The following is an 11,435-nucleotide window of genomic DNA, read 5'->3' as shown; positions in this document are numbered from 1 at the left end:
TGACACCGGCCGGTCATGAACCGGTGGCAGCCTCGACGCGTTATGCTTCAGCCGGGGTCGGTTTGAACCAGCGAAGGAGTCGGAAATGACCGAGCGTCCCAGCACCAATCGCTTGTCCGAAGACGAGCTGCACGACATCGATGCCTACTGGCGTGCCGCCAACTACCTGACCATCGGGCAAATCTACCTGCTCGACAATCCGCTGCTTCGCGAGCCCCTTCGGCTGGAGCACGTCAAGCCCAGGCTGCTCGGCCATTGGGGAACCTCGCCGGGCCTCAGCTTCATCTATGCGCATCTCAACCGCGCAATCAGGCTGCGTGACGCCAATGCCATCTATATCTGCGGCCCCGGCCATGGCGGACCTGCCATGGTTGCCAACACCTATCTCGAAGGCACCTACAGCGAGATCAATCCGGATGTCGCGTTGGACGAGGCGGGAATGAGGAAGCTTTTCCGGCAGTTTTCCTTTCCGGGCGGCATCCCGAGCCATGCGGCGCCTGATGTGCCGGGCTCGATCCATGAGGGCGGCGAGCTTGGCTACGCGCTCTCCCACGCCTATGGCGCGGCCTTCGACAACCCGGATCTTATCGTCGCCTGCGTGGTTGGAGACGGCGAGGCGGAGACCGGGCCGCTCGCCACCTCCTGGCATTCCAACAAGTTCCTCAGCCCGACGCACGACGGCGCGGTGCTGCCGATCCTGCATCTCAACGGCTACAAGATCGCCAATCCCACGATCCTTGCCCGCATCCCTGAAGACGAGTTGCGTGCGCTGTTCGTCGGCTACGGCTATGAGCCGCTGTTCGTCGAGGGCGACGATCCGGCCTCGATGCATGAGCGGATGGCGGTCGTGCTCGACGATGCGCTGGACCACATCAAGGTGATCCAGGACACGGCCCGCGCCGGCGGCACCACAGCACGGTACCGGCCGAAATGGCCGATGATCGTGCTGCGGACCCCCAAGGGCTGGACCGGCCCCAAGGAGGTGGACGGCCTGAAGACCGAGGGTTTCTGGCGCGCCCATCAGGTTCCGCTCTCCGGCCTCGCGGAAAACCCTGCGCATCTGAAGATGCTCGAGGAGTGGCTGAGAAGCTATCGGCCCGAGGAGCTTTTCGACGCCGAGGGCGCTCCCGTGCCGGCGATCCGCGCCACCGCGCCGCAAGGCGACAGGCGCATGAGCGCCAATCCCCACGCCAATGGCGGCCTGCTGCGCCGGTCGCTCGAACTGCCTGGCATGGATCGGCACGCCGTCGCGGTCGAGCGCCCCGGAAGCGTCAAGGCGGAGGCGACCCGTGTGATGGGCGGCTTCCTGCGCGATGTCATGTCGTTGAACGCGGACGCCGGGAACTTCCGCATCGTCGGTCCGGACGAGACGGCTTCGAACCGGCTGCAGGACGTCTTCGAAGTGACGGAGCGCGCCTGGATGGAAGAAATCCTGCCTGAGGATGTCCATCTCGGCCGGGAGGGCAGGGTTCTGGAGATTCTATCCGAGCATACCTGTCAGGGTTGGCTGGAAGGTTATCTGCTCACCGGACGTCATGGCTTCTTCTCCTGCTACGAAGCCTTCACGCATATCGTCGATTCCATGTTCAACCAGCATGCGAAATGGCTGGATGCTTGCCGGGAGCTTCCCTGGCGGAGACCGATCGCTTCGCTGAACTATTTGTTGTCCAGCCACGTCTGGCAGCAGGAGCACAACGGCTTCAGCCATCAGGATCCAGGCTTCATCGACGTGGCCTTGAACAAGAAGGCCGATGTCGTGCGCGTCTACCTGCCGGCGGATGCCAACACCCTGCTTTGCGTGACCGATCATGTGCTGCAGACATGGAATCGCATCAATGTCATCGTCGCGGGGAAAGCCAATTCCTGGCAGTGGCTGTCCATCGACGAGGCGAAAGTTCACTGCAAGGCCGGCATCGGCATATGGGATTGGGCGTCGACCGACCACGGGGCCGAGCCGGACGTGGTGATGGCCTGTGCCGGCGACGTGCCGACGCTGGAGACCCTGGCTGCCGTCCAAATTCTGAAACGCCACATTCCCGAGCTCAAGATCAGGCTGGTCAACATTGTCGACCTGATGACCCTGCAGCCCAAGGAGCACCATCCCCACGGCCTGTCGGATCGCGAGTTCGACGCGCTTTTCACCAGGGACAAACCCGTCATCTTCGCCTACCACGGCTATCCATGGACAATCCATCGCCTGACCTATCGGCGGACCAATCACGACAACATCCACGTGCGCGGCTACAACGAGGAAGGGACGACGACGACGCCCTTCGACATGACGGTGCTGAACGGGCTCGACCGCTATCATCTGGTGCTGAGCGTGCTCGATCGCATTCCCGAGCCGGCCGGCGCGCATGTCCGGCTGAAGCAGGCCATGGAAGGCAAGCTTATCGAGCACCGGGCCTATATCAGGGAGCACGGGCAGGACATGCCCGAGATCCTCGGCTGGAAATGGGAGCCGTAACCGATGCCGAGGCGGCGCGTCGAGCAGAGCGGCGATAGACGATGAAGGATGCGATCCTCGTCCTCAATGGCGGCTCATCGAGCCTGAAGTTCGCCGTGTTTCAAGAGGGCGGTGAGCTTCGCCTTCTGGTCCGCGGCAGTGTGTCGTCGATCGGGCACCAGCCGCGACTTCACGTCGCGTCAACTGATTCATCGGCGGAGTTCGACAGGAGCCTCGGAGACAAACCAATCGCCGTTGCCAAGGCATTCGAAGCTGTTGCATCCTTTCTCGCTGACCGCGGTCTGCTGCGCCGTGTCGGCAAGGTCGGACATCGCATCGTGCATGGCGGTCGGGAATTTGCCAGCGCGACCCGGCTCGATCAGCGCACGCTCGATGCCCTGCATAGGCTCGAGCCGCTGGCTCCGGTCCATCAGGCGGTCAACCTCGAAATCGTCGATCTGGCCGGTCAGCTTCTGCCTGAGGCCAAGCAGGTTGGCTGCTTCGATACCGCCTTCCACCAGGCTCGGCCGGAGCTCGCCAAGCTTTATGGCTTGCCGCGCGAGATGTCGGAACAGGGCGTCGTTTCCTATGGGTTCCACGGGCTCTCCTATAGCCACATCGCCGCGAAGCTCCGTGACCGCTATGGCGAAGGCGCCGGCGGTCGGGCGATTGTCGCCCATCTCGGCAGCGGGGCGAGCCTGTGCGCGATGAAGGCGGGCGTAAGTCACGCCACCACCATGGGCTTTTCGACGCTCGATGGTGTTATGATGAGCACGCGTTGCGGCGCGATCGATCCCGGCGTGCTTCTGCACCTTCTTAAGGACCGCAAGCTGTCGTCCGATCAATTGACCGACCTGCTTTACGAGCGGTCTGGCCTGTTGGGCGTATCCGGCATTTCCGGGGACATGCAGACCCTGCTCGCATCGAGCGACCCCGCAGCGGCAAGCGCCGTCGACCTCTTCGTCTATCGCGCCGGACGTGAGATCGGATCGCTCGCGGCCGCGATAGGAGGGCTCGACACGCTCGTGTTCACGGCGGGCATTGGCGAGCATGCTCCTGTGATCCGGCAAAGGATCTGCGCGGCCGCCGGATGGCTTGGCGTCACCCTCGATGACGACTTGAACAGGAGCGGCGAGGAACGGGTCAATGCTCCGAATTCGCTGGTCGATATCCTTGTCATTCCGGCCGACGAGGAACGTGCGGTGGCCACCGAGCTGCTGAACCTCGAAACAACCTGATTCCGGAAACTACCTGGCCAACGTCTTGCGGAGCTTCCGCTGCACCAGAACAAGCGTCGGATCATCGGCGTCCGTAGAGACGGTGAAGCCCATGTCGCGCTCAACCTCGATCGCGGCGCGGTTCTCGCGGCTCTCGATCGACTCGATCGTTTCGATACCGTGTTCTTCGGCATATCGCGCGATATAGCCGAGAAATTCCCAGCCGACGCCGAGATGCTTGCGATCCTGGCGAATGCAGATCGCGACTTCGCCGCGCCGGTCGGCCGGATCGCTGGCAAGCGTTGCGACCGCAATCAACATTCCATCCGTCGAGAAGGCAAGGAAGTTATGGATATGTGGATCGTCGGAACGTGTCATTGCGACCAGGCGCTCATGCGAGACTTCCCTGACCGCTCCAAGGAAGCGAAAGCGCAGATCTTCGTGCGTCACATGGGTGAAGAACTCGGCCACGGTCGGCTCGTCCTCAAGACGTGCACGGCGCACTTCGAAGCGAAATCCAGTGTGGGTGGTAAGTGTGTCGTTCATCGTCGTCCATTCCCAAGATTTGGCGCTTTGTGGCCGTTCGAATTGCCGTTATTCGCCCATTGCCAGCAGTGCTTCCCGCTTGAGGACCTCGATGCTGCGCAGGCTTACCAGGCGGATGACGCCCTTCTCCTTCAGGCGGGTGAAGACGCGCGACACGGTTTCGATGGTGAGGCCGAGGTAATCGCCGATGTCGTTGCGCGACATCGGCAGGTCCACCTGCCGCAAGCCGCCCTGACGCTCAGACATGTCGAGCAGGAAGGCCGCGACGCGTTCGATGGCATTCTGGCGGCCGAGCACGAGAAGATGTTCCTGCGCCCTTGTCAGTCCCTTAAGCGCCAGAGGCAGAAGCTGGCGGGACATGTCCGTGCCGGAGGCGCGGAAGACGCGCACGCCGGTCGCATTGATTGCCTCGGCGAAGAAGTGGTGGGTGGCGTCGGCTTCGAAACCGAATGTTTCTCCCGCCAGATGGAAGGCGCTTATCTGCCTGCGGCCGTCAGCGAGCAGGCGATAGATGCGAACGGCGCCGAATTCGACCTGGTAAAGGGCGCCGGCCTTTTCCCCTTGAGCGTAGATTTCGGTACCCGCCTGGAAGAAGCTGACCGGATTGAGTGTCGCTCCGTCGAAGGCAGGCGAAGGGCTCTGTCGGGGCAGGTATGACTGCAGTTCGATCTTGGCGGCTGCTTGAGCGTGCATGGCTGTCTTCCCGGTTGATCCGTGACAACAGCAATCGCGCTAATCCCGCCGCGCCGAAATTCGGTTATGTCCCTAGGGGAAACTACTTAGAGATAGACCTTGGCGGCGCTCGGTCTGCCGCGATGAACCATTTGCTCTGGTGTGATTGACCGCGATCAATGTCCCCTTGAATCGGCCTTGCGATGTTCGGTTGGAACCAACCAAAGGAATCTGACCATGACTGCAGACATCATCGTCATCTGGGCCGGAATACTCGGCCTTGCCTATCTTGCCGGTGCGGGACTCTATTTCGAAAAGACCGGCGGGAGCAGCAGGCGCGCCTCTCCAAGCGATGGCTTCGGCCGCCATGTCCGGCCGCTCCCGGTAAGGATCAGGCGCTCCCGATAGGAACGGGTGCCGGACCAGCGCGTTTTCCAGAGCGGTCCGGGTCCATCTGTCCGTCTTGCGAGAAACCGGGGAAGCGTCATGAAGGCAATGGTGCTGGAAAAGCCCGGCACGCCTTTGAACCTCGTCGAGCGCCCCGATCCCACGCCGGAACCGGGTGAGATCAGGCTCAAGGTGGAGGCATGTGCGGTTTGCCGGACCGACCTGCATGTCGTGGACGGCGATTTGCCGCAACCAAAGCTGCCGCTCGTGCCAGGCCACGAAATCGTTGGCATCGTCGATCTGGCCGGCGAGGGGGTGCCGCGGTCTCGAATCGGGCAGAGAGTGGGTGTCCCTTGGCTTGGGCACACATGCGGACGCTGCCCCTATTGCACCGCCGGTGCCGAAAACCTTTGCGACCAGCCGCTCTTCACCGGCTACACGCGGGACGGCGGCTTCGCCAGCCACGTCGTTGCCGACGAGCGTTTCGCGTTCGAACTCGATGCCGCAGCGGACCCGGTGTCGCTGGCGCCGCTCTTATGCGCAGGTCTGATCGGCTGGCGCTGCTTGAAGAAGGCAGGCGACGGCAGCCGGCTGGGCATCTTTGGCTTCGGCGCTGCCGCGCATATCATCACACAGGTCGCGATCTGGCAGGGGCGCGAGGTTCTTGCCTTCACGCGGCCAGGAGACATCCAGGCTCAGGATTTCGCACGCTCGCTAGGAGTGGTCTGGGCAGGGGGCTCGGATGAACGGCCCACCGTCGAGCTTGACGCCGCGATCATTTTCGCGCCGGTCGGCGCGCTGGTGCCGGCCGCGCTGCGGTCTGTGCGCAAAGGCGGCCGCGTGGTCTGCGGCGGCATCCACATGAGCGACATTCCGTCGATGCCGTACAAACTTCTTTGGGAAGAAAGAGAACTGGTGTCGGTCGCCAACCTTACCCGCCGTGACGCGGAGGAGTTCTTCCCGGTTGCGCAGCGCGCGCAGGTCCGCACGCATACGAAGACATATCCGCTCGATCAGGCCAACCAGGCGCTGGATGACTTGCGTATGGGCAGATTGAGCGGGGCCGCGGTGCTGCTGCCGTAATCTTCGTCGGCGACTACGCGGCGCGCTCGCCAAGCCTTCGCATCGACTTGATCCAGCTTGCCCGCTTCGCGTCGCTGGCGTTCGCGACCATGCCGAACAAGCTCTCGCGCACCGGCTTGATGCCGACGAAGTTGAGGATGCCGCGTCGCATGCCGGCAATGCCGTGGCTGAGGAACCAGATGCGGTAGACAGGCGCGGGCATTCCCATCGTCACCACCAGCCGCGCGGAGCGGCCGCGCAGCAAGGATTTGGCGAAACCGGCGCCTTTGTCGGGATAGGCGAACGCGGTGCCCGGCCGCATGAGTTGCTCCAGGAATGCCTTGAGCATGGCCGGCATGGTCCCCAGCCAAAGCGGGAAAACCATGACCACATGCTGCGCCCAGGCGAGCGCTTCGGCAGCCTCCTCGAGGCTGTCGGGGATCGCTCCGTGCTCGAACTCGTGCATTGTCCGAAGCATCGGAAACTGCAGCTGAGCCAGGTCGATCTTGCGAACGACATGGCCAGCCCGTTCCGCGCCTTCGGCACAGGCGGAAGCCAATGCTCGGCAAAGCCGATCGGGAGACGGGTCGGGATGCCCGACGATAACGAATATGCGGCGCGGCATGGCGTGGCCCCGGCCGGGTTGCGATTGCAACGGTTAAGGCTGTTCGACGCGGGCAACCTGGTAGGTGTGCACGGCTCCGTTGCGCTTTATGGAGACGTACTCGCCGGTCACGAAACGCTCCTCGCCGAGATGGAAGCCGACTTCGTCGTCACGATCGCCCTCGGCGTAGTCGAAGTACCATTGTCCGCCCGGCTTGCGGCGCAGCCGGCCGACAAGATCCTCTTCGCCGGTGCGGAAGCGGCGGACACGACAGAAGGCCCGGTGCGATTTCCATTCCTCGGCATCCAGCCGTCCTTCGTCGGTGAGTGGAGCCAGCACATCGTAACCTTCCTCACGGTCGCCTTCGGGATGATCCTTCTCGCGGGCGAGAAGCAGGCGGATGTTCCTGAATTTCGGGGTGAGGTCGTGCAAAGTGGTCATGGCAAACTCCTTCGAAGCCATTCCTATTGCAGCGACCGGATGTGACCTTGATCGGGGTCAAACGAGCCTTAGGTCTTGCTGACAAAGTGGATTCCCAAGTCGGCTGAAAGGCTGCGCAGGGAGCGGCAATGGGACGAGATGATTTGACGGACGGGAAATAGGCGGTGCTCGAGGGGCTGCCCCCGAGCGCCGCACCATCCATTGCGCGGCACAACAGTTAGCAATCCGCCGAATGCCAACTGCCTTACATCACCGCGCCATCAGCGCGAACACGCCCCAGCCCAGGTATTCGCGCGTGTACGCGGCATAGCGTTTGGGTTCCGAGGTCAGTTGGGCTCGAACATCTTTCGCGAAATCGTCGTCGGGATTCGCATCGAGCCACCGGCGCATGGTGAGCCACTTGGCCGCCTCGTACCTGTCCCAGCTGTCTTGGTCCGCCAGAACCATTTCCACAACGTCGTAGTCGAGGGTGCCAAAAGACGCGAGAAGTCCTGGAAGCACGAGAAAGTCGGAGATCGAACCGGCAAGGCATCCCTTGGCAACGTCTTCCGTGGGCGGCAACTGCAGCCAGTACGGCTCGCCGATGAGGATAATCCCTCCGGTGTGGAGGCTCTTCGCCAGAAGCTCGATGGTACCGACGACTCCTCCGCCGATCCACGTGGCACCGAGAAAGGCTGCTACACCGACCTTTTCGTCAGCCACATAGCCCACGGCGTCGCCGTGGATGAACTCGACTCGATCGGCGACCCCGAGTTCTTCAGCGCGCAGCTTCGCTTGCTCGGTGAACAACTGGCTCATGTCAATACCGGTGCCGCTAATCCCGTAATCGCGTGCCCAAGTGCACAGCATCTCGCCTGAACCGCTGCCGAGGTCCAGCACACGGGTCTCTGGTTCCAGGCGCAACGCCGCGCCGAGAGTGGCGAGCTTTTCGGGTGTGAATGGGTTATGGATGCGATGAGCGCTTTCGGTCACGCTGAAGATCCGGGGGATGTCCACTGCAGAAACGCCTTTGGTGTGTAAATGGGTTCGGTGAGTCACCAATGTACCCAAATTTTAAAGGCCAGAGTGGATTTCACCCGACCGACGCGCAACTCACGAACTGGAGCAAGTGTGGCAACCATATTTTCACGGCTGCCAACGCGAGAAAGGCGGCGAAGGATTTTTGGTTCTAGCAAACTGACCGATTCTGAAATCGGTCAGTTTGCTTAAGCTCAGCTTGTGCCTGTTGGCACGTGGCTGCGAACCCAGTTCACGATCTGGGTCGTGCTCATCGCTCCCGATACGCGCGCGATTTCACGCTGGTGATGAAACAGGATCATGGTCGGAATGCCGCGAATGCCGAGCCTTGCGGCGATGGCCTGTTCGTTATCGGAATTGAGCTTGATCAGCCTAACGTCAGGCTCAAGTGCCCTGGCGGCAGCTTCATAGGCCGGCGCCATCATCTTGCACGGGCCGCACCAGGGAGCCCAGACGTCGACGAGAACAGGAAGGCTGCCGCGACCGATCTGACGATCGAACCTCGCGGCGTCCATGTCTTCCGGGTGACCCGAAAACAACCGGGTGCCGCACTTTCCGCACTTCGCATCGCTACCATTTCGGGTGAGCGGCAGGCGATTGATCGCGCTGCATTTGGTGCAAACCACCAGCCTTTCCTGCGTCATGGCCTTCACCTTTCTCGCTTCGTATATGTTCGAAATGCCAGTCGCCAAGCGCACGCAATGCATTGAGGATAACCGCGACGTCTATGCCCTCCTGAAGCAACGCTCCTGCCACCGGCGTTATGTGCCCCAGGGCGGCCGAGATCATCGCGGCGCCTGACAGGGCCAGCCCGGCAACGATGCTTTGCAGGGCGATCCCGCGCGTACGCCTGGCGATCCGCAACGCGTCTGCAACCGGCTGCAGCCTGTCGGTCAGGACGACGACATCCGCCGCCTCCGACGAGGCCGTCCCGCCGCGGGCCGCCATGGCAATGCCTACGGTCGCCGCGGCAAGAGCCGGGGCGTCGTTGATGCCGTCGCCCACCATCATGGTCGGCGCCATGGCCTTCTCGGCTTCGACCGTTGCGACCTTGTCCGCCGGCGTGGCGTCGGCAATCACGGCATCGAGATCGAGCGAAGCGGAAATCTTCTCCGCCGTCGTGCCGTCGTCGCCGGTGAGCATGACCATCCGGGCCACGCCGGCCGAACGCAATCCGCGGACAGTGTCGCGTGCATCCTCTCGTATCGCATCTTCGAATGTGAAAATGCCGGCGAGCTCGCCATCGAGCGCCAGAAACACCCTGAGCGCTTGCGCGTTGCGGTACCGCTCCTCGCCGCTTTTCGCCCACTGAGGCAGCGACCTGTCTCCAAGGACGAGCGACCTGGACCCCGCCGCGACCGATAGTTGATCGATCCGACCTTCCAGGCCTTCCCCGCGATGTTCGCGGACATCACGAGGCCGGGAAAGCACAAGGTTTCGACGGCGCGCGGTGTGGACGATCGAATCCGCAAGGACGTGGTGCGAAGCCTGTTCCAGCGAAGCCAGAAGCCGCAGCAACTCGTCGGCTTCCTGGTTCGGCGCGACATCGATCTCGATGAGCTCGGCGCCGCCGATCGTCAAGGTGCCTGTCTTGTCGAAGATTGCGGTTCGTATCTGGGCGAGTGCCTCCAGCGCCGTGCTGCCCTTCATCAGGATGCCGGCGCGGGCAGCGCGCGACACGCCGCCGATGAATGCAACGGGCGCCGCGAGGATCAGCGGACAAGGCGTGGCGACCACCAATACGGCAAGGGCGCGGATCGGGTCGCCGGAAAGATACCAGGCGATGCCGGCAACCAGCAGCGTGACAGGGAGGAGCAACAGGGCGAAGCGATCGGCGATGCGTATGAAAGGCGCCTTGGCGGTCTGCGCGGCGGCGACCATACGCACGATCGCGGCATAGGTGCTCTTGTCGGCAACAGCCGAGGCCTGCATGACAAAGGCCTCGCCGGCATTGACGGTGCCGCTGCGCAATGCGTCGCCGGCGCTCCGCCGCTCCGGCAGGGGCTCTCCGATGACAGCCGACTCATCGAGCAGGGCAGAATCGTCGATCAGGATCCCGTCGACGGGCAGCAACTCGCCTGCGCGCACCAAAAGCTCGTCGCCGACTGCCACCTGGTCGACTGGAACAGTCTCCTTGCCGTCTTCAGATTTTCGATGCGCCACACGCGGCGCCCGGTCGGTGAGAGCCCTGAGATTCCGTTCTGCGCGCCCGCGTGCAAGATCTTCGAGCACGGTGCCGCCGGCATACATGATTGCAATGACGATCGCCGCCAAAGACTGTCCAAGCAGCAGGGCTGCCGACATCGAGACGAGCGCGATCGCATCGACGCCGATCCGGCCGATCCAGAAATCCCGCAAGATCGAGATGGCAAGTGTCACGACCACAGGCAGGGTCGCGGCCGTCCAGATTGCGTCGGGCTGGATCGAGCCGATGCCGCTTTGCCAGACGCCGATTCCAAACCCCAGGCCCAGGATGGCTATGGCCAGCAGCGCGCGCCGTAACACCGGTTCGTTCATATGCGGCAACCGTCAAAGTTCGCCGATCATCTCCGCAAGCAGCAGCCGGACATCCCTGGCAATGGCTGCAAGCTTCAGGTTGTCGACGGCTCCCATGGCGGCAGCCGGATCGACGGCCGCCACCTCGACCTTCCCGGGCTCGGTTTCTGTCACGATCACGTTGCAGGGCAGCATTGCGCCGATCTTGTCCTCGGCCTGCAGCGCACGCCATGCGAAGTGCGGATTGCAGGCGCCAAGGATCATGTACGGCTTGAAATCCACGCCCAGCTTGACCTTCATCGTCTGCTGGACATCGATCCTTGTCAGGATGCCAAAGCCCTTGTCGGCAAGTTTCTTGGTTACGTGTTCGATTGCCGCGTCGAACGGCATGTCGAGGCTTTTGCTGAGATAATAGCTCATCGGGTTCTCCTTCGACGACGGACCCCTTGCCAGAAGCGGCAGGTTGCGAGCGGCGTCCCGTCAGCTAACCGCGACAGGACGCATGGAGCTTTGATCCAGCGCAATGAATGCTCGACGCTATCGTTGA

Annotated in this window: 12 protein-coding genes; 4 read left to right on the top strand and 8 right to left on the bottom strand. The window is 62.6% G+C overall.

Features of this window, described 5'->3' with window-relative positions:
- The first annotated feature begins 85 nt into the window (after positions 1-85).
- The gene (locus tag RFN28_RS23895) at positions 86-2,467 is read left to right on the top strand and encodes a phosphoketolase family protein (RefSeq protein WP_320289676.1); all 2,382 of its coding nucleotides are present in this window, start codon (positions 86-88) and stop codon (positions 2,465-2,467) included.
- A 41-nt stretch (positions 2,468-2,508) separates the two neighbouring features.
- Positions 2,509-3,684 carry an acetate/propionate family kinase gene (locus RFN28_RS23890; protein ID WP_320289675.1) on the top strand — a complete coding sequence of 392 codons (1,176 nt, stop codon included), beginning with the start codon at positions 2,509-2,511 and terminating at the stop codon, positions 3,682-3,684.
- A 9-nt stretch (positions 3,685-3,693) separates the two neighbouring features.
- Here RFN28_RS23890 and RFN28_RS23885 read toward each other — a convergent pair whose 3' ends face one another.
- Both RFN28_RS23885 and RFN28_RS23880 read right to left on the bottom strand, forming a co-directional pair.
- Entirely contained in the window at positions 3,694-4,209 is a 516-nt protein-coding gene (locus tag RFN28_RS23885) for a GNAT family N-acetyltransferase (RefSeq protein ID WP_320289674.1), read from the bottom strand.
- Positions 4,210-4,257: 48 nt separating this feature from the next.
- Complete coding sequence (locus RFN28_RS23880) at positions 4,258-4,902, bottom strand: helix-turn-helix domain-containing protein (RefSeq protein WP_320289673.1); 645 nt, start codon at positions 4,900-4,902, stop codon at positions 4,258-4,260.
- Positions 4,903-5,118: 216 nt separating this feature from the next.
- Between RFN28_RS23880 and RFN28_RS23875 the strand changes: the two genes are divergently transcribed.
- Both RFN28_RS23875 and RFN28_RS23870 read left to right on the top strand, forming a co-directional pair.
- Complete coding sequence (locus RFN28_RS23875) at positions 5,119-5,289, top strand: hypothetical protein (RefSeq protein ID WP_320289672.1); 171 nt, start codon at positions 5,119-5,121, stop codon at positions 5,287-5,289.
- Between the two features lie 78 nt (positions 5,290-5,367).
- A complete protein-coding gene (locus RFN28_RS23870; RefSeq protein WP_320289671.1) occupies positions 5,368-6,351 on the top strand; it encodes a zinc-dependent alcohol dehydrogenase family protein in 984 nt (327 codons plus the stop codon).
- 13 nt (positions 6,352-6,364) lie between these two features.
- Here the strand turns inward: RFN28_RS23870 and RFN28_RS23865 are convergent, their stop codons facing one another.
- From RFN28_RS23865 to RFN28_RS23840, 6 genes are all read right to left on the bottom strand, one after another.
- Positions 6,365-6,955, bottom strand: coding sequence for an NAD(P)H-dependent oxidoreductase (locus tag RFN28_RS23865; protein ID WP_320289670.1), 591 nt, complete (start codon positions 6,953-6,955; stop codon positions 6,365-6,367).
- A gap of 33 nt (positions 6,956-6,988) precedes the next feature.
- Positions 6,989-7,375 (bottom strand): hypothetical protein, encoded by a 387-nt coding sequence (locus RFN28_RS23860; RefSeq protein ID WP_320289669.1) that lies wholly within the window; start codon positions 7,373-7,375, stop codon positions 6,989-6,991.
- 249 nt (positions 7,376-7,624) lie between these two features.
- Positions 7,625-8,347 carry an SAM-dependent methyltransferase gene (locus RFN28_RS23855; RefSeq protein ID WP_320289668.1) on the bottom strand — a complete coding sequence of 241 codons (723 nt, stop codon included), beginning with the start codon at positions 8,345-8,347 and terminating at the stop codon, positions 7,625-7,627.
- Between the two features lie 239 nt (positions 8,348-8,586).
- Positions 8,587-9,036: a thioredoxin TrxC gene (trxC, locus tag RFN28_RS23850; RefSeq protein ID WP_320289667.1), complete on the bottom strand. Its 450-nt coding sequence runs from the start codon at positions 9,034-9,036 to the stop codon at positions 8,587-8,589.
- The gene (locus RFN28_RS23845; RefSeq protein WP_320289666.1) at positions 8,963-10,909 is read right to left on the bottom strand and encodes a heavy metal translocating P-type ATPase; all 1,947 of its coding nucleotides are present in this window, start codon (positions 10,907-10,909) and stop codon (positions 8,963-8,965) included. Before RFN28_RS23845 ends, trxC begins: the two co-directional genes overlap by 74 nt.
- Before the next feature lie 12 nt (positions 10,910-10,921).
- The gene (locus RFN28_RS23840; RefSeq protein WP_320289665.1) at positions 10,922-11,308 is read right to left on the bottom strand and encodes a DUF302 domain-containing protein; all 387 of its coding nucleotides are present in this window, start codon (positions 11,306-11,308) and stop codon (positions 10,922-10,924) included.
- Between the last annotated feature and the right edge of the window lie 127 nt (positions 11,309-11,435).

Origin of the sequence: Mesorhizobium album (genome assembly GCF_033977205.1) — a bacterium.
Classification (GTDB): domain Bacteria; phylum Pseudomonadota; class Alphaproteobacteria; order Rhizobiales; family Rhizobiaceae; genus Mesorhizobium; species Mesorhizobium album.
Note: the sequence above shows the minus strand (reverse complement) of the source record. Positions and strands in the feature narration are given on the sequence as shown.

Coding starts and splice junctions, on each gene's coding strand:
- RFN28_RS23870 (WP_320289671.1), top strand. CDS start 5,368: ATGAAGGCAATGGTGCTGGAAAAGCCCGGCACGCCTTTGAACCTCGTC.
- RFN28_RS23895 (WP_320289676.1), top strand. CDS start 86: ATGACCGAGCGTCCCAGCACCAATCGCTTGTCCGAAGACGAGCTGCAC.
- RFN28_RS23890 (WP_320289675.1), top strand. CDS start 2,509: ATGAAGGATGCGATCCTCGTCCTCAATGGCGGCTCATCGAGCCTGAAG.
- RFN28_RS23840 (WP_320289665.1), bottom strand. CDS start 11,308: ATGAGCTATTATCTCAGCAAAAGCCTCGACATGCCGTTCGACGCGGCA.
- RFN28_RS23885 (WP_320289674.1), bottom strand. CDS start 4,209: ATGAACGACACACTTACCACCCACACTGGATTTCGCTTCGAAGTGCGC.
- RFN28_RS23875 (WP_320289672.1), top strand. CDS start 5,119: ATGACTGCAGACATCATCGTCATCTGGGCCGGAATACTCGGCCTTGCC.
- RFN28_RS23865 (WP_320289670.1), bottom strand. CDS start 6,955: ATGCCGCGCCGCATATTCGTTATCGTCGGGCATCCCGACCCGTCTCCC.
- RFN28_RS23880 (WP_320289673.1), bottom strand. CDS start 4,902: ATGCACGCTCAAGCAGCCGCCAAGATCGAACTGCAGTCATACCTGCCC.
- trxC (WP_320289667.1), bottom strand. CDS start 9,036: ATGACGCAGGAAAGGCTGGTGGTTTGCACCAAATGCAGCGCGATCAAT.
- RFN28_RS23860 (WP_320289669.1), bottom strand. CDS start 7,375: ATGACCACTTTGCACGACCTCACCCCGAAATTCAGGAACATCCGCCTG.
- RFN28_RS23845 (WP_320289666.1), bottom strand. CDS start 10,909: ATGAACGAACCGGTGTTACGGCGCGCGCTGCTGGCCATAGCCATCCTG.